Annotated in this window: 13 protein-coding genes; 5 read left to right on the top strand and 8 right to left on the bottom strand. The window is 56.3% G+C overall.

Annotated features, from left to right (window positions below):
* Positions 1–122: 122 nt before the first annotated feature.
* Both IEY52_RS01425 and IEY52_RS01420 read left to right on the top strand, forming a co-directional pair.
* Entirely contained in the window at positions 123–1,709 is a 1,587-nt protein-coding gene (locus IEY52_RS01425; protein ID WP_188998699.1) for a peptide chain release factor 3, read from the top strand.
* Positions 1,710–2,139: 430 nt separating this feature from the next.
* Positions 2,140–4,755, top strand: coding sequence for a glycoside hydrolase family 9 protein (locus IEY52_RS01420; RefSeq protein WP_188998695.1), 2,616 nt, complete (start codon positions 2,140–2,142; stop codon positions 4,753–4,755).
* 73 nt (positions 4,756–4,828) lie between these two features.
* On the opposite strand, the gene IEY52_RS01415 is transcribed toward IEY52_RS01420, so the two are convergent.
* Entirely contained in the window at positions 4,829–6,196 is a 1,368-nt protein-coding gene (locus tag IEY52_RS01415) for an amidase family protein (protein ID WP_188998692.1), read from the bottom strand.
* A gap of 245 nt (positions 6,197–6,441) precedes the next feature.
* Between IEY52_RS01415 and hpf the strand changes: the two genes are divergently transcribed.
* The 3 genes from hpf (at position 6,442) to IEY52_RS01400 (ending at position 9,624) form a co-directional block, all read left to right on the top strand.
* Positions 6,442–6,981 carry a ribosome hibernation-promoting factor, HPF/YfiA family gene (hpf, locus tag IEY52_RS01410; RefSeq protein ID WP_188998689.1) on the top strand — a complete coding sequence of 180 codons (540 nt, stop codon included), beginning with the start codon at positions 6,442–6,444 and terminating at the stop codon, positions 6,979–6,981.
* Between the two features lie 262 nt (positions 6,982–7,243).
* Positions 7,244–8,707 carry a CHASE2 domain-containing protein gene (locus tag IEY52_RS01405; RefSeq protein WP_188998686.1) on the top strand — a complete coding sequence of 488 codons (1,464 nt, stop codon included), beginning with the start codon at positions 7,244–7,246 and terminating at the stop codon, positions 8,705–8,707.
* Positions 8,704–9,624 carry a hypothetical protein gene (locus IEY52_RS01400; protein WP_188998683.1) on the top strand — a complete coding sequence of 307 codons (921 nt, stop codon included), beginning with the start codon at positions 8,704–8,706 and terminating at the stop codon, positions 9,622–9,624. Before IEY52_RS01405 ends, IEY52_RS01400 begins: the two co-directional genes overlap by 4 nt.
* A gap of 18 nt (positions 9,625–9,642) precedes the next feature.
* Here IEY52_RS01400 and ribF read toward each other — a convergent pair whose 3' ends face one another.
* From ribF to murG, 7 genes are all read right to left on the bottom strand, one after another.
* The gene (ribF, locus tag IEY52_RS01395) at positions 9,643–10,530 is read right to left on the bottom strand and encodes a riboflavin biosynthesis protein RibF (RefSeq protein WP_188998680.1); all 888 of its coding nucleotides are present in this window, start codon (positions 10,528–10,530) and stop codon (positions 9,643–9,645) included.
* Between the two features lie 363 nt (positions 10,531–10,893).
* Positions 10,894–11,943 carry a cell division protein FtsZ gene (ftsZ, locus tag IEY52_RS01390; RefSeq protein ID WP_188998677.1) on the bottom strand — a complete coding sequence of 350 codons (1,050 nt, stop codon included), beginning with the start codon at positions 11,941–11,943 and terminating at the stop codon, positions 10,894–10,896.
* Positions 11,944–12,031: 88 nt separating this feature from the next.
* Positions 12,032–13,423, bottom strand: coding sequence for a cell division protein FtsA (gene ftsA / locus IEY52_RS01385; RefSeq protein ID WP_188998673.1), 1,392 nt, complete (start codon positions 13,421–13,423; stop codon positions 12,032–12,034).
* Complete coding sequence (locus IEY52_RS01380) at positions 13,423–14,019, bottom strand: cell division protein FtsQ/DivIB (protein WP_188998671.1); 597 nt, start codon at positions 14,017–14,019, stop codon at positions 13,423–13,425. Before IEY52_RS01380 ends, ftsA begins: the two co-directional genes overlap by 1 nt.
* A complete protein-coding gene (locus tag IEY52_RS01375; protein WP_188998667.1) occupies positions 14,010–14,855 on the bottom strand; it encodes a UDP-N-acetylmuramate dehydrogenase in 846 nt (281 codons plus the stop codon). The genes IEY52_RS01380 and IEY52_RS01375 overlap by 10 nt, the downstream gene beginning before the upstream one ends.
* Complete coding sequence (gene murC, locus IEY52_RS01370; RefSeq protein WP_229684598.1) at positions 14,852–16,207, bottom strand: UDP-N-acetylmuramate--L-alanine ligase; 1,356 nt, start codon at positions 16,205–16,207, stop codon at positions 14,852–14,854. Before murC ends, IEY52_RS01375 begins: the two co-directional genes overlap by 4 nt.
* A complete protein-coding gene (gene murG / locus IEY52_RS01365; protein WP_188998664.1) occupies positions 16,207–17,292 on the bottom strand; it encodes an undecaprenyldiphospho-muramoylpentapeptide beta-N-acetylglucosaminyltransferase in 1,086 nt (361 codons plus the stop codon). The genes murC and murG overlap by 1 nt, the downstream gene beginning before the upstream one ends.
* Positions 17,293–17,333: the final 41 nt, after the last annotated feature.

The raw sequence follows: 17,333 nt of genomic DNA, 5'->3' as shown, positions 1-17,333 counted from the left end.
GTTGTGTAAGATGATGATAATGGTGAACATACTCATGGATTTTTGGGGGATCTGCAAATCGGGTATACTGAAGTGTTATCGCCCTTCTGGACCGGGCGTTTTTTCTTGCAGAGGTCACCATTATGACAACCCTACCCCATGAAATTCAGCGCAGACGCACGTTTGCGATCATCTCCCACCCGGACGCCGGCAAAACCACCATGACCGAAAAACTGCTGCTCTACTCAGGAGCGATCCAGAGCGCAGGTTCGGTCACCGCCAAACAGAACCAGAAGCAAACCCAGTCGGACTGGATGACCATTGAGCAACAGCGTGGGATCTCCATTTCCAGTTCTGCGCTGGTCTTCGATTACCACGGCTACCACATCAATTTGCTGGACACCCCCGGACACCAGGACTTCTCTGAGGACACCTACCGCACCCTGATGGCTGTGGACAGTGCCCTGATGATGCTGGATGCTGCCCGTGGTGTGCAGGCCCAGACCGAGAAACTCTTTGCCGTTTGTCGCAACAAGAACATCCCCATCATCACTTTCATGAACAAGATGGACCGTCCGGCCATGGATTTCTTTGAGCTGCTGGAGCAGGTGGAAAGCACCCTGAAAATCAAAGTGGTGCCCATGACCTGGCCCATCGGTTCTGGCCCTGACTTCAAAGGGGTGTATGACCTGCAGCAAAAACGGGTGTTCCTGTATGAACGCACCGAGCACGGCAAAAAACGTGCTCCCGTGCAGGTGGCAGATTTGTTTGACCCCCAACTGGAAACCCTGATTGGCAGCGACGCCTTGCAGATCCTGCAAGAACAGGTGGAGATGGTGGAAGGTGTGCTGGACCCCCTGGACCCCGAGATGTTCCTGAGAGGGGAGATGACCCCGGTGTTCTGGGGAAGCGCCATCACCAACTTCGGGGTGGAAAACTTCCTGGATGCCCTGGTGGAACTCGCTCCCTCTCCTCACGCCATCCAGACCACGCAGGGCAAACTGGAACCCACCGAGGAGAGTTTCACAGGTTTCATCTTCAAACTGCAGGCCAACATGAGCAAGCAGCACCGGGACCGCACCGCTTACATGCGGGTGGCTTCGGGCACCTTTGAACGTGGAATGGCCGTGACCCACACCCGCACAGGTCGGGAAATCCGCCTGTCGCGTGCCCACACACTGTTTGCCCAGGACCGCGAGAGCATCGAAGTGGCCTACCCTGGGGACATTGTGGGTCTGGTGAACCCTGGCGTGTTCCAGATCGGCGATGTGGTCAGCGTGAACCCCAAAATCAGGCTGGCAGACTTCCCCAGGTTCACTCCTGAGCACTTTGCCACAGTTTCTCCCAAAGATGTCAGCAAGCGCAAGGCGTTCAGAAAAGGCCTGGAACAGCTCTCAGAAGAAGGCGTGGTGCAGATTTTCTTCCCCACAGACGGGGCCAGAGATCCCATTCTGGGCGTGGTGGGGCAACTGCAATTCGAAGTCTTCGAACACCGCATGCTGGAAGAATACAATGTGCCTCTTGATCTGATGCACTCCAGCTACAAACTGGTGCGCTGGCTGGCCGGAGAACCCAGTGCTCTGGCCCGTTTTGCCAAACACGTTGAAGATGACCGGGGCCGACCAGTGATGCTGTTCAGAAACCGTTTTGACCTGGAATTTGCCCTGGAGCAGTACTCCGATCTGGAGTTCCTGCCCCAGCCCAAAGACATGACTGTCATTCAGGACTGATTTTTCCCATGCAGTTTGCAGCCCACCCTGGCGGTGGGTTTTCTTTTGCTGAAGACGCAGTTGTCTAGGTGGATTTTGGGTGATGTTATGAGGATGATCGAATCCCCATGAAAATTTCGGTCAGGAAGAATTCATTCTTGAGAGATGCAGAACCCTGTCTGTCTGAAAACCTGAAAAGCTTTTCAAAAACCGCTCCTGGGGACACGGGCAGACTTTGCTGTTTACCAGGAAATGGTTAAGCCAGAAAACCTTTTGTCCGATGAAGAAATTCCTGTATGCACCTGTGAAAAATTCAGGGTGATGCATTTTTTCTTTTTTCTCGAAAAATGCTGCAAAAATCTGGCAGATTGCTTTTGTTCTGTTGACGAATAAACTTAACCCTGCTACCTTACATTCACATCAGCCCAACTGTGTTTTACAAGGAGAAACCATGTCCAGATCTGCGTTCTGGCTCACTGCCCTGTTGACTTTAGGCGTGAGCACCACCTCTTGCAATGCTTTTCAGGCCCCTCAGGACACCACCCCGCCCAGCGTGTCCCTCAAGAGCAGCAGTGCCAGTGTCACCGAAAAAGGAGATTTGCTGCTGACCGCCACCAGTGAGGACAAAGACATTGCCCGGGTGGTTTTTTACGACAAAGGCAAAAAAGTTGCAGAGGTCAACAAAGCCCCTTATCAGGCCACCATTGCAGCCACAGCAGCCCTCAATGGAGACCACATTTACAGTGCGCAGGCCTATGACACCTCGGGCAATGCTTCGGTGTCTGCTCCTGTGCAGGTCAGTGTCAACATCGCAGACACCTCCATTGGAGAACTCCTCAACAACGGCACTTTTGCTTCAGGCAAAGATGGCTGGTGGACCAGTGGCAGTCCAGGCTGGGACGTGAATGCAGGAGAATCCTGCCTCACCATTGGCACTCCCGGTGCAAACCCCTGGGATGTCATCCTGGGGCAGGGTGGAGTGGGGCTCAATCAGGATGCCACTTATACCCTCAGTTTCACTGCACGGGCAGATGTGGCCACCGGATTCAAACCCCTCTTGCAGTTTGATGCTGCCCCCTACACCTCCTACTTTGCCACAGAAGTGAACGATCTGGGACCTGTGGCCAAAAATTACACCTACACCTTCCAGATGAAGGAAAAAAGCGATGCCAAAGCTGCTTTCCAGTTCCAGATGGGAGGCAAGGCAGCGACCAAAGTGTGCGTGTCCAACGTTTCCCTGAAAGGCCCCAAATTTGGCAGTGGTGGCACCACGGTTGTGGCAGATGACCGCCGAATTGTGCGGGTCAATCAGGTGGGTTACCTTCCAGACGCCCCCAAAACCGCCACCATTGCCCATGATTCTGCCACCCCACTGGCCTGGACCCTCAGCAAGGCAGGGAAAACGGTGGCCCAGGGCAAGACCAGGGTGTTCGGACAGGACGCGGCTTCTGGAGAGCACGTGCATCAGGCAGATTTCTCTGGTGTGACGGCCACAGGTGAAGGCTATGTGCTGGATGTGGCCGGCCTGCAAAGCCACCCCTTCAAGATTGGCAAGGACATTTACGGCAAGCTGCAATACGATGCGCTGGCCTACTTCTACCACAACCGCAGCGGCATCGCCATCGAGCAGAAATACGTTGGAGATGCCAAATGGGCCAGACCTGCTGGGCACCTGGGCCTTGCCCCCAACCAGGGCGACACCAGCGTTTCCTGCTTCGATGGCACGGACACCAGAGGCAACACCTGGGAAGGCTGCGATTACCATCTGGACGCCAGCAAAGGCTGGTACGACGCTGGAGACCACGGAAAATACGTGGTGAATGCAGGGGTGTCGGTCTGGACGCTGCTGAACCAGTACGAACGGGCCAGCAGAACCAGCACCGCCTCCCGATTCGCAGATGGCAAACTGCAGATCCCCGAAAACACCAACAGCAAGAACGACCTGCTGGACGAAGTGCGCTGGGAAATGGATTTCCTGCTGGGCATGCAGGTGCCTGCAGGCAAAACCCTCAAACTGCCCATAGGTGACCAGAGCGGAAATCTGGGTGCCCTGACCAGGACGGCTGTGGACGCTTCGGGCATGGTCCACCACAAATTGCACGATGTGGCCTGGACTGGACTTCCCACCCGTCCCGACCAGGATCCCCAGAAGCGCTACCTTTATTACCCCACCACAGCAGCCACCCTCAACCTGGCCGCCAATGCTGCCCAGTGCGCACGGGTCTTCAAAGGTGTGGATGATGCCTACGCTGCAAAATGCCTCACCGCTGCTGAAAAGGCCTGGGACGCAGCCCAGCGCAACCCGGACGTCTACGCCTACGACATCTTCACAGGTGGAGGCCCTTACAACGACAGCAATGTCTCAGATGAATTCTACTGGGCTGCAGCAGAACTTTATGCCACCACGGGTGCTGCAAAATACCTCACTTTCCTGAAAGCCAGTCCCCTTTACCTGCAGGCAGACAAAGACCTGACCTGGGGAGAGTTGACCCAGGCTGCCACCCTCACCCTGGCCACCGTCAAAACAGAGCTTCCTGCAGCAGATGTCAAAACCGCCCAGAGCAACCTGATTGCTGCTGCAAACAGTTACCTGAAGGAAGTGGACCAGCTTGGGTACAGGCTGCCTTTCAAAGCCGATCCTTACCCCTGGGGCTCCAACAGCGCTGTGGTCAACCGTGCCCTTGTGCTGGGCACCGCTTATGACCTCAGCAAGAACCGCAAATACCTGGAGGGTGCTCTGGAAGGCATGAACTACCTGCTGGGCCGCAACCCCATGGACAAATCCTATGTTTCTGGATATGGCAGCAGACCCCTGAGAAATCCCCACCACCGCTTCTGGGCGCACCAGGCCGATCCCAACTCTCCCGAAGTTCCTGCTGGTGCCCTGTCCGGTGGCCCCAACTCCGAGAGCTTCAGCGATCCTGTGGCCGCCAACATGAAAGGCAAATGCGTGGGTCTGACCTGTTACATCGATGACCTGGGGGCATGGACCATGAACGAAATCACCATCAACTGGAATGCTCCGCTTTCCTGGGTGGCTGCTTTCCTGGACAGCACTGCCGAGTAAACCCGACTTCGGAAATCAGCTTCTTGCTTCAAAGGGCACTGCAATTTGCTGTGCCCTTTTTGTGTTCCAGCTTTTATTGCTCCAGCAGCAAACCCAGGGCCAGCAGCAGGGGTTCTGTCCAGGCTGTGCTGGTAAAGGTCAGGTTGACCGCCAGACCATCTTCCCGAACACCCACGGGAACGGTGAGGCTGGGATAACCTGCCTTGGCAGGCACATCATAGCCATACCATCTGGGGTAGATCAGGGCGTCCAGTTGGTGTTCCTGCAACAGAAAATCAATGCCCAGGTCTCTGGAATACAGCACATCCAGCTTGCGGGACCGCTGGTAGGCCGGGTTGCTGAGGGTTCCTGTGGTGCTGTTGGCCGCCAGCAGCAGAACCTGACCGTAACGCAAACCTTCTTCAGGATGATCATCATAGAAATCAATCAGCTCTGGCAGAGAACGGGAACCCTGAGAAACGCCCGACAGGTAACGGTTCAGTCCTTCTTTGAATTCGTAGGTCAGCACCTCCCAGCGCCACTGGTGGCTGAGCTCAGGATGCGGATACTCCACATCCACCAATTCGATTCCTGCATCCAGCAGCTTCTGCAGCCCCCTGTCCAGCAGCTCTGCTTCTTCTTCGGTCAGCAGGGTGAAGCTGTCCCGGAAGATTCCCAGACGGGTGCCTGCTCCCACCTCGGGCAGTGGAGCAAGAGAAAGGGTTCTGGAAAGGGGATCTTCTGGATCCTGTCCCACCATGGCCTGAAAAAGCAAAAAAGCATCCTGCACAGAGTGGGCCATGGGACCAGCGGTGTCCTGACTGAAGGAGATGGGAATGATGCCTGTTCTGGACACGCTTCCCACAGTGGGCTTCAGGCCCACCACCCCACTGTGGTTCGCTGGATGGATGATGCTGCCACTGGTCTCGGTCCCAATGGTCAGAGGGGCCAGTCTGGCTGCCACGGCCACCCCACTTCCTGAGCTGGAACCTCCAGTGTTGTGGCCTTTCAGGTGGGCATGCTGGGTCTGGCCTCCCAGCGAACTGTACCCATTGGGCATGTCGATGGTCATGAAGTTGGCAAACTCGGTCAGGTTGGTTTTGCCCAGAAGGATGCAGCCTGCCTTCCTGAGTTGCTGCACCACAAAAGCATCCCTGGCAGGAAAGTGGTCTTTCAGGGCAATTGAGCCTGCAGTGCAAGGCACCCCCACCACATCAATGTTGTCTTTGACCAGGATGGGAATGCCATGCAGTGGACCACGGTTTTTTCCGGCAGCACGCTCCTGGTCCAGCATTTCAGCGGTTTGCAGGGCTTCAGGGTGCAATTGAATCACGGCATGAAGTTCGGGATTGAGCTGTTCAATGCGCTGCACAAAATGCTGGCAGAGCTGGACACTGCTGAAGTGACCCGCCTCCAGACCGTCCTTCAATTCTGTGACAGACTGCTGCTCCAGGGGTTTCATGGGGTCAATTTAACAAATGCATGAGGGGGCACAGTAAGGGTTCTTGCTTAGATGCAGCCCGGCGAGTCATTTTTTAAGCTGCAAGACGTGTGTTTTTTTGTTTTTTGTAACAGGGGACAAAAGGTCTGGTGTTTTCATGGAGATGTGTTAAGATATGAACACCAAAGACGGTAGAGCCTCGAAAAAAGGCGTATGGGACAACATGCGTCGGGCCGCTTTGGCGTTATACATAGAGGGGTGATCGTGTGAACATCTATAAAATCTCTGGACGTAACCTTGAAATCACCGAGGCCCTCCGCGATTACGTGAGCAGCAAACTTTCCCGACTGGACCGCTTCAACGAAAACATCACGGAAGCCCGTGTGGTGATGAGTGTGCGGGAAGCCCGAGATGCCCAGCGCAGAAACCGGATTGAAGTGCAAATCAACATTCCGGGTGGGATCATCCGTGCTGAAGAATCCAACAGTGACATGTATGCTGCCGTAGACCGCGTGGTGGATGTGCTGGAACGCCAGTTGCGCAAATTCAAAACCAAACTGCTCAAACGCCGCCATGAAGCAGCCCCTGCTGAACCCACCCTCCACGAGGTGGAAGATTTCCAGAACCCAGAAATTGTACGTTCCAAGCGCTTTGAAATGCGCCCCATGAGTGCAGAAGACGCTGCTGTGCAGATGGAAGCCCTGGACCACGACTTCTACGTGTTCCTGAACAGCCAGACCAGCCATGTGGCCGTGGTGTACCGCCGCAAAGATGGCCATTACGGTCTGATCGAGCCCAACATCTGAGTTTCACCCCCAGAACCTGAACTGACCTGAAACCCCTGATTTCAAATCAGGGGTTTTCCTGATCCCTGCCGTCACATCCCAGAGCACAATGGGTCTTTAGACCAGTGAAACAGAACCTCAGTCAAGAAAAGACTCCTTTGGGTCTGGTGGCTCTGGGAAGGCTGAGCATGTGACGGCCACGGGAACTTTTGCAGGTCCCGGTCTGTATCATGAAAGTGCAGCAACCCGACTTGACAACAAGCCTGCCACTGAGGTGCCTTCTGTGCTGACCCGGATCAAGCGTTATTTCACGGATTTCTGGACCAACCATGCTGCCCAGGTGCGAGACAGCGCCAACAGCACCCTGTTTGTGGTGCTGCTCTCGGCTGCATTGACAGTGTTTCTGGCCTTTGCAGATGGGGCAGGCAAAAACATCACCCTGGTGACCCTGCTGGCCAGTTCCCTGAAAAACATCAGCCAGCAGGCCTTTGACACCGTCAATTTTGTGCAATCTGGGGTGACCCTCCCACACCGCGATGGAGAAAAAGTCTACCTGATCGACCTGGACGATCAGGCGGTGCAGCAGGTGGCCGCCCAGCAAGCCCAGAAGCGCCACTGCGAATTCAAAGACGCCAGCAAATGCCAGGCCAACCAGATGCTGTACTTCAATCGGGAAGCCCTGGCAAGCATCCTGAACAACCTTTCCCGCTTTGATGAAAAGCCAGAAGCGGTTTTCATTGACCTGGATTTCTCATATCCCGATCCCTACTCCGATTCCCGGGCCCTGATTTCTGCTTTGCAAAAAGTTCCCTTCCCGGTCTTTTTGCCCTACCAGAAAGGCAGAGAAAACCAGGATGCCTTTGTGCTGGATGGCCGGATCCAGCACATCCGTGATTTCCCCAACCTGTGCTTTGTGAACCATGACCTGCTGCTGGACGAGGGGGATTTCAAAATCAGGCAACTGGCTGGCCCCAAAGCAGGCTATCCCTCGGTGGCAGAAGCCCTTTATCAGGTCAGCCGGGGCAATCAGGTCAAAGCAGGACAGCACACCTGCAACAAAACAGGACAGCAGGCAGCAAGTACACCCATAGAAATCAGCGCCCTGGTTTACAAAAAACTGGACCGCAACGCTGAACTCCAGTACTGGGACAGCCTGGAAATCCGCAAAGCAGCGGAGATCCTGCAGCATCCCACCGACCAGCACCTCTATGAACCTGGACTTGTGATGATTGGCCGCACGGACCGGGACAACGGAGACAACTACTATACCCCCATCAGCCCCTTTGTGAAAGTGCCCACCAGTGGGGTGGAGGTGCACCTCACCAGCCTGATGAACCTGCTGAACTACAACCATTTTGGCAAGGCTGTTTCAGGCATTTACATCCTGATCTTTGCAGCCATCACCCTGTTCATTTTGCAACTGGCTGCCACTTTGCTGGTGGACAGCACCCTGAAACTGAAAAACCTGCTGGGAGACTTCCTGGAAATCGTGCTGGTCTGGTTGCTGCTCCTGATTCCAGCCGCTGCCATCATGCATTACCAGGGGTATTTTCTGGACTACACGCTGCCTCTGGTGGCCCTTTACCTCTTGCGGACCTTCATGAAACTGCACAATCCAGAAACAGCAGCACCGACATCTGCTGACAGCACCTCAGACGGCACCTCAACCTCAGACAGCACTTCAGTCAGCACTTCAGGAAGCCCGGAAAACAGCGGTTCCAGTTCAACCGAGGAGGTACAAACATGACTTTTTTTGCAGCCAGAACCTTGCTGCTGGCTGCCTTGCTCTGTGCAGGAACAGCAGCAGCCCAGACCCTCAAACTGGTGGTGACCCCCAAAGCAGGCACTTCCACCCGGTACAAGATTGTTGATCCTGAAGGCCTTTTGCACTACTACACCACCAAACAGAACCTCATCCTGCGCAGGGGTTCACAGATCTGCGTGGACAAAGGCTCCTTGCGCTACGACCTTTTTGTGGACAACAAGAAAAAGCTCTCCAAATCCATGTTTTCTGACTCGGGGTGCGAAAAGGTGTGGGCCCCCTCGCCGTCTTTTGGAGAGGCAGTGGCCAACTATGTGGATGGCATCACCCGCTTTTTTCTGCCTTCGGACACAGCGGTGACCATTTCGGGGTCTTCCAAGGCCCTGAGCACCACCACCTGCTACGACATCAGCACCGATGTGGTTCTGCCTGCAGTGTACCCGTACGATGTGGTGGAATTGCCGCTGGATTTGCCAGACCAGACCGCGCTCTTGCTGCAACTCAAAGACCAGAACGACCAGACCATCAGCAGGCAGATGCTCACCCCTGAAGACAAGGTGGGCCTGATCCCCCTCTCGGAATTTCAGCAGGCCAGCAAATATGAGGTGTACAGCTACCAGAACTTCCAGCCGAAGTTGCTGTTTGAAGGCAAACTGGTTTTTGGCGACTGGCAGGACATGGATTTCAGCAGCATGGATGTGCAGGAAACCATGAACTGGTTGCTGGAAAGCCAGATCCAGCCTTTCAAGGTGGCGGTTTACAACCACCTGTCCCACCAGAACAATGCAGAAAGCCATACCATTGCCCAGCGGGTGGCAGAAGACATCCGTCAGGCTTACCTGGCTTACGACCCGGATGCTGCATTTGAGTGCAATGCCCTGCTGGACGAGAACCTCAAGTAGAGGTTCTCGTCCAGCCTTTCAGCGGATCCAGGAACGTGCCAGTTGCCGGTCTTTTTCGAGTTGCTCTTTGAGGGCATCCAGACCGGCAAATTTTTGTTCGTGCCGGATGAAACGCTTGAATTTCACCAGGGCCTCCTGACCATACAGGTCGCCCTGGTAATCCAGCAGGTGCACTTCCAGACGCACATCTTCGCCTTCCACAGTGGGTCTTTTGCCCACATTGGCAATGCCGTAATGGCTCTGCTCTGCTGCCACAAACTCCACAAAGTAAACCCCTCTGGGCAGCAGTTTGCCCTCAGGGACGGCGACATTGGCGGTGGGGAAACCGATGTGACGGCCCCGTTTGTCTCCGTGCACCACCACACCGATGGCTTCGTATTCACGACCAAGAAGCTGGTGGGCTTCCTCCACCTGACCACTCCCCAGAAAGCCCCGGATGCGGGTGCTCTTGACGGGCTCCCCATCGAGGCTCAGCATGGGCAGGGCAATCAGTTCTGGAGTGATGGTCTCCAGATCGGGCAGACCCCCACTGCGCCCCTTGCCAAATCCAAAGTCCTGGCCCACCACAATGGTTTTGGGCCGCAGAATGGACAGGTCCTTGAGGAATTCCTCCTTGGGACGACCAGCGAACTCCCGGGTGAAGGGCAGCGCAATCACCTCATCGATGCCCAGTTGCTTCAGCAGTTTCAGTTTTTCAGGCAGGGTGGAGAGGAAATCCACGCCCTGAATCAGCACACGGGTGGGAGGGTCAAAAGTGAACACCACACTGGGAACATGGTGCATTTTGGCCTGGGCAATCAGGGTGTTCAGCAGGCTCTGGTGCCCAAGGTGAACGCCATCAAAAGAGCCAATTGCAATCACGGTGTCCGTGTCGGGTCGCTGGGAGGGATGCTGGTAGGTGTTCATTTCAGGTGGACTCACCTTGGGTGTGATTTGGGGTGGAATCTGGGATTGTCAGTGCAAGGTCTGCAATCAGCAACTCAGTGTACAGGGAAATGGGGAAAAAGGGCAGGGCTGTGCAGAGGGGCAGAAGGCAGTAGGCAGAAGGCAGTAGGCAGAAGGCAGTAGGCAGTAGGGGCGCAGCGTGCTGCGCCCAATGGCTGGGATCTCAGGCAAAACCTGTAGGGGCGAGGCGGGCAGAGGGATCAACACGCGATCTCTTGTTATGCCCAAGACGCATGCCTCGCCCAATGGCAGAAATGTTCAATGGGAACCAGAGCCAAAAAAAGGGCGCAGCACGCTGCGCCCCTGCACTCGTTTTGTGAAACCTCAGTCCCGGTCCCCGTACCGCAGGAACGCTGGGATGTCGAAATCCAGCTGGTCCACTTTGCCACGGGTCTGGCGGGCCATGCTTTCGATGGCGCTGCGGCGCTGGTTTTGCACTGGAGATTCGTTGAATCCCGTGGCAATCACGGTCACGCGCACTTCGTCTCCGGCGTTTTCGTCGAAGGACACCCCGAAGAGCATGTCTGGATCGTCGAAGCCGGAAGCCTCGCGGATTTTTTCCACAATGGCGTTGGCATCGTCGAGGGACAGGTCATAACCGCCGGTCACGTTCACCAGGATGCGTTTTGCACCTTCGATGCCGCGTTCCAGCAGGGGAGAGTGCACTGCGCTGGCAGCGGCTTCCTCAGCGAGGTTGTCGCCGCGACCGGAGCCAATGCCCATCAGCACGGTTCCAGCGCTGACCAGCAGGTTGCGCACGTCTGCGAAGTCCACGTTGATCATGCCGTCCACGTTGATCACGTCGCTGATGCCCTTCACGCCGTAGTAAAGCACGCGGTCTGCAATCAGGAAAGCATCCCTGACGCTGACTTTGGGCCCCACGGTGGTGAGCAGGCGCTCGTTGTTGACCACGATCATGCCGTCCACGCGTTCAGCGAGTTTGGCGATGCCCTCTTCTGCAACCCGACCCCGTTTGGGGCCTTCAAAGCGGAAAGGGCGGGTCACGATGGCCACGGTGAGGATGCCCATTTCGCGGGCAATCTCTGCGACCACCGGGGCGCTTCCGGTGCCGGTGCCGCCCCCCATGCCTGCGGTGATGAACAGCATGTCGGTGCCGTCCAGGTATTCACGGATGCGTTCCCGGTCTTCCAGGGCGGCTTTTTCTCCAACTTCTGGGTCTGCTCCTGCACCAAGGCCTCGGGTCAGCCGGTCTCCCAGCTGGATCCGCACCTCGGCATGGCTCTTGGCCAGAACCTGTGCGTCGGTGTTCCCTGCAACGAACTCCACGCCTTCAAGTCCAGATTCGATCATGCGATTCACGGCGTTGTTCCCAGCTCCGCCCAATCCAATCACGCGTATCTTTGCTGCTTGCATTGCTTCTCCTTATCAACACATCCTACTCTATTTTTTTTGTGTGCCAAGCCCTGTATTTCTTGAAATTCCTCTGAAATCCTTTCGCAATTCAGAAGAAATCTTTGAAAATGTCCTTCAAACGGTCCAGAAAACTTTTGCCACCATCGGGATTTTTCTGGGGTTGAGGTCTGGGCTGGGGCACCGGGTCATCCAGCACGGTGGTGGGTTGAGGCACCTGGGTGCTGTTGGCTGTGGGAGTGGGGATGTGGTTGTGCACTTCCTGAGATGTTGGTGTAGGCGTGGGGATTGGAGTGGCGGGGACCGTGGCTTTGGTGCGGGTGGCCCCGGAAGCGAGGTGTTCGTCCTGCAGGTGGGCAAAACGCAGAAGTCCAATGGCAGTGGCATAGCTGGGCTTGGCCACCAGGTCTTTCAGTCCGCCCAGTTTGGCAGGAGAGCCCTGCCTTACAGGCAATCTGAAGCGGTCTCTGGCCAGTTCGCTCATGCCCTTCATCATGTTGGTGCCGCCTGTCAGGATCACACTGGAGGTGATGATCTCGATGGGGCCCAGCGCATGGTCGATTTCGCCGCGCACCAGCGCGAAAATTTCAGCCACACGGGGTTTGATGATGCGGGAGAGTTCAAAAGGAGAGATGCTGGTTTGCACGCCAGCCTGGGTGATTTCCAGCATGGCGTCCGGGTCTGCGAGTTCGGGGATGGCGCTGCCATAGCGTTTTTTGATGCGCTCGGCTTCCTCAAAGGGAATCTTGAGGATCTGTGCAATGTCTCCGGTGATGTGGTCGCCACCGATGGGGATCACTGCGCTGTGGCAGAGGTTGCCCCGGCGAAACACCCCAATGTCGGTGGTTCCGCCGCCAATGTCGATCACCAGCACGGTGTGGTCGTAGTCCTGCTGTTCCAGCACGGCAAGGCCAGCGCTGTACGCTTGCAAAACCAGCTGGTTGGGTGTGAGCCCGCTTTCCTGCACACAGCGGCGCAGGTTGGCAAGGGGTCCCACCGAACCCGTGACCATGTGAACGTCCACTTCCAGACGGACGCCCTGCATGCCAATCGGGTTTTTGATCTCCTCCTGACCATCCACGGTGTATTCCTGCGGCAAAATGTGCAGGATTTCCACGGTGGGATCAAGTGGCACTGCCTGTGCATTTTCAATCGCGCGTTCTACGTCTGCGCGGGAGATTTCCTGGTTTCTGCGAATGGCTGCTAGTCCGTGACTGGTGAGCGCTTTGATGTGGGAGCCGTTGGCGCTGACGAATGCTTCGTGTACTTTCACTCCTGCAACGCGCTCGGCAGCCGCAATGCTCTGCCGGATGGCCTGAGTGGTCTTGTCAAGGTTGACGACCACCCCCTTCTTGATCCCGTCGCTGGGAACGGTGGCTTCACCAATAACGTCCAGAACACCATCGGGTCCGACCTCGCCGATCACCGTTGTGACTTTCGTCGTACCGATGTCGAGACCTACAATGATTTGGTTAACACTCATTACTGGACGCTCACCCCCCAAGGGTAAATGTGGATGTTTTTACCACGCTTCATTTTGACACTGCTCATGTATTTGCGCAAGGAATCGACAGAATCCGCCCAGACGGTGGAGTCTTTGATTTTCATGCGAATGCCTGCTGGAGTCAATTCTACAACCTGAACGCCTTCTCGACGCAACAGGAAGGCAACTTCTAAGGCCTGTTGAATATTCAATTTGCCTTCTGCCTTGATCAGGGGTCCCACACGGGGGGCTCCAGGCAGTTCCACACCATCCACAGACAGCACCACTTCGTGGCTGTCTTTGAGGAGTCTGGCGACTGGGACGCGCTCCACGATGCTGACTTTCACATCGCTGGGGAAGATCTTGGTGACTTTTGCGCTGAGCACCCAGGGCTCTTTCTCAAGGGCTTTCAGGCGGTACTTTGCAATCCACAGCCAGGGATCTCCGGGATGGCCCTGCACAAGGTTCAGCACTTCGCTTTCTTTGAGGTGACTCAGGCCCGTGATCTGGGTTTGCCGCACCGGCAGAATGAACCAGGACGCCACCAGCAAAGTCACGGTGATGAGCATGAACACCAGAAAGCGAATTATTCCCACACTTCGTACTCCATTTCCAGCGGGATGCCAATTTTTTCGCGCACGATGCGTAAAAGTTCCAGCACATCTGCAGCGGTGGCCCCACCCAGGTTGATCACAAAGTTACCGTGCTCGTGTGAGACCATGGCATTGCCGACCCTTAAGCCTTTGAGCCCGGCCTCGTCGATCAGCTTGCCTGCACTGACCCCGTTGGGGTTTTTGAAGGCACATCCTGCGGTTCTGGCTTTGGGCTGGCCTTTGCGGGCATTGTCTGCAAAATCCATTCTGGCCTGCACATCTTCGGGATTGGATGGGGTGAGCTTCAGGCGCACCCGCGAGACCACTGCCCCTTCAGGCAGACCGCTGGAACGGTACTGGTAAGGAAAATCGCTGGGATGGTGCACGGAGATTTTGCCCTGGTAAGCAATTTCCAGGCAGTACAGGGCGTCCCACATCTCACCGTAGCGGGTGCCTGCGTTCATCCAGACCGCTCCGCCAACAGTGGCAGGAATGCCGACCAGACCTTCCAGACCGCTTAAACCCAGTTTCTGCACCTGACGGACCAGGGCAGGCAGGGCTTTTCCTGCACCAATCCAGCCGGTCACATGCAGTTTTTCATGGGACAGTTCAGGATCGCTCTCCAGATTCACCTCTGCGAGGGTGCCTTTCAGCAGCAGGACCCGTTCTTTCACGCCAGCATCGCTGACCACCAGATTGGATCCTCCCCCCAGAGGGCGGTAAGGGGATTGCATGGCTTCCAGAAGCTCGGTCTGGTCGTGCACGGTCCAGACTTCGGATTCTCCTCCAACCCCCAGAGTGGTGAGCTTGGCCAGCGGCAGATGGGACACCTTGATCATTCGAGCAACCTCACAGCAATGCGGGTGACATCTCCGGCACCCAGGGTCAGCAGCAGGTCGTTGTCCTGCAAAGAAGACAGGGCTTTTTCGATGGCCTCTTCAAAAGTGGGGGTGTACACCACCTGCAAGAAACCCAGTTCCTGCATGCGGGCCAGGATCAAACCCGAGTGGATGCCCTCAATGGGGGTTTCGCTGGCCCCGTAGATGTCCAGCAGGATCACCTCGTCTGCAGCGGTGAGGATGGTGGCGTAGCGTTCCCAGGAGAGCTGGGTGCGCTTGTAACGGTGGGGCTGGAAAATCACCCTCACACGCCTTCCGGTCTGTCTGGCAGCTTGCAAGGCGGCCTGCACTTTGGTGGGGTTGTGGGCGTAGTCGTCCACAATCAGGGCACCTCCGCGTCTGCCGATCTCCTGCCAGCGTCTGCCTGCTCCCCTGAACTGCGAAAGGGCCAGGATGGCTCCCTGAAGGTCGCCTCCCAGTTCTCCCACCACACTGAGGGCTGCAAGACTGTTCAGCACGTTGTGGTTGCCCAGCAGGGTCAGGTGCACCCTTCCCACCAGAACCCCGCGCACCAGCAGGTCGTAACCCTGGCTCTGGTCTGTGGATTCGATGTTGAAGGCCTGATAATCCCCGTGGCCAATCCCGTAAGACACCCGGTTCGGGTGATGGGCCGTAAAGGCATCCAGGCCTTCCCAGTCTGCGCAGTAAATCAGTTGCTGTGCATTGTCCACATACTGCCTGAAAGCGGCATGCAAGGCTTCCACAGAGGGGTAATAATTTTCGCTGGCCTGACCGTCTGGAGAAACATGGTCGTCTTCCAGATTGGTCATCACGGCCATAGAAACCTTCAGATGCTGGAACTGCGGATCAGATTCATCAATTTCAGCAACGAAAGGACCTGCACCCAGACGCACATTGCTGCCCTCAAAGTCAGGAAGCACACTTCCCACAAAAGCACTGGGGTCGAGGCCTGCCCCAATCAGGGCCACAGCGGTCAGGCTGGTGGTGGTGGTTTTGCCGTGCGTTCCAGCAATGCCCACACTGGCAGGCGCTCCCTGCATCACCTCATCAAGCACCTGGATGCGCTTTAACACAGGGATGCCCAGTTCTCTGGCCTTCAGCACCTCAGGTTCAGTCTCCCGAATGGCGGTGCTCAGAATCAAAGCCGAAAGGTCAGGAGAGATGTGGTCCGGGCTGTGCTTCTCGAAGACTTCAATACCTTCTGCGATGAGCTGTTGACCCATCTCGTTGATTCTGGCGTCACACCCGGAGACCTGGTGTCCCTGGGCTTTCAGCAGGCGGGCCAGACCGCTGACCCCGATGCCGCACACGGCCATCAGGTGGTAGTTCATCACAGGCCTCCTTTGATGCGCAGCACTTCATCTGCCAGACGGGACACCGCACCTGCGGGGGTGAGGGTGGCAGCGGCTTCCCGCATCTTCTTGCGTTTCTCAAGAGGAACCAGTTCCTTGAAGACCTCTCCCAGTTTAGAAATCTGGGATTCTTCCACCACCCGGCCTGCTCCTGCAGTTTCCACGGCTTTTGCATTGAACAACTGGTGGTTGTCTGCAGAGCTGGACAGCGGAACAGCAATCAGGGGTACGCCATAAAAGGCCGCTTCTGCCAGCGTTCCACTGCCCGCACGGGTGATGGCGAGGTCTGCGCAGGACCAGGCAGCGGTGCTGTCCACATAACCTGAAACTTTGTACCAGCTCAGGTGTTGCACTTTGGGCACCATTTCGGTGAGCCATCTGGGACCTGTGGAGTGAATCACCTGAATGCCGTGTTCTCCACACAACCCTTCAATGCCGCAGGCCCCTTCCAGGGCTCCGGGCACAGACTGGTTCAGGAACAGACTGCCCTGAGATCCTCCCATCACCAGCACGGTGAGCGGCCCTTCCTGCAGGTTCAGGCGGCTGAGGGCTTCCTTGCGGTCCAGACGCCTTTCCCGCACCGGCATGCCCACCCATTTGGATTTGCCTTCCGGGAGGCCCTGCACTTTCGGGTAGGCGGTGGTGACACTTTTGGCACGGCCCAGCGCCAGTTTCTGGGTGAGACCCAGCTTGGCATTCTGTTCGTGCAGCACGGTGGGAATGCCCAGAGACTGGGCAGACAGCACACCAGGCAGGGAGGCATAACCTCCGAAACCAACAACAACTTTTGGTTTGATTCGAATCAGGGCATTGCGGGCCTCGGTGAAGCCTTTGGCTGCCTTGAGGACTTCCATGGGGTTGGGTCTACTGCGGTCTATCTTTCCAGCACTGACCCCGTAAAAAGGCAGGTTTTCCTGTCGGGCAATCCGCTCTTCCATGCCCCCCTCCATTCCCAGAATGGCCGAGGCATGCCCCCTTTTTGCGAGTTCCTGAGCGAGGGCAACCGCAGGATAAATGTGTCCTCCGGTTCCTCCAGTGGCGAGTACGATCGTGGGCTGACTCATCGCCCTATACCTTATATGTTTTGCAGGCCCAAATGCTAGAG

Origin of the sequence: Deinococcus roseus, from assembly GCF_014646895.1 — a bacterium.
GTDB classification, from domain to species: Bacteria; Deinococcota; Deinococci; order Deinococcales; family Deinococcaceae; genus Deinococcus_C; species Deinococcus_C roseus.
The sequence above is the reverse complement of the archived record's forward strand: the minus strand, read 5'-3'. Positions and strand labels throughout refer to the sequence as shown.

Coding starts and splice junctions, on each gene's coding strand:
- ftsZ (WP_188998677.1), bottom strand. CDS start 11,943: ATGCAAGCAGCAAAGATACGCGTGATTGGATTGGGCGGAGCTGGGAAC.
- IEY52_RS01415 (WP_188998692.1), bottom strand. CDS start 6,196: ATGAAACCCCTGGAGCAGCAGTCTGTCACAGAATTGAAGGACGGTCTG.
- IEY52_RS01375 (WP_188998667.1), bottom strand. CDS start 14,855: ATGATCAAGGTGTCCCATCTGCCGCTGGCCAAGCTCACCACTCTGGGG.
- murG (WP_188998664.1), bottom strand. CDS start 17,292: ATGAGTCAGCCCACGATCGTACTCGCCACTGGAGGAACCGGAGGACAC.
- ftsA (WP_188998673.1), bottom strand. CDS start 13,423: ATGAGTGTTAACCAAATCATTGTAGGTCTCGACATCGGTACGACGAAA.
- IEY52_RS01420 (WP_188998695.1), top strand. CDS start 2,140: ATGTCCAGATCTGCGTTCTGGCTCACTGCCCTGTTGACTTTAGGCGTG.
- murC (WP_229684598.1), bottom strand. CDS start 16,207: ATGAACTACCACCTGATGGCCGTGTGCGGCATCGGGGTCAGCGGTCTG.
- IEY52_RS01400 (WP_188998683.1), top strand. CDS start 8,704: ATGACTTTTTTTGCAGCCAGAACCTTGCTGCTGGCTGCCTTGCTCTGT.
- ribF (WP_188998680.1), bottom strand. CDS start 10,530: ATGAACACCTACCAGCATCCCTCCCAGCGACCCGACACGGACACCGTG.
- IEY52_RS01425 (WP_188998699.1), top strand. CDS start 123: ATGACAACCCTACCCCATGAAATTCAGCGCAGACGCACGTTTGCGATC.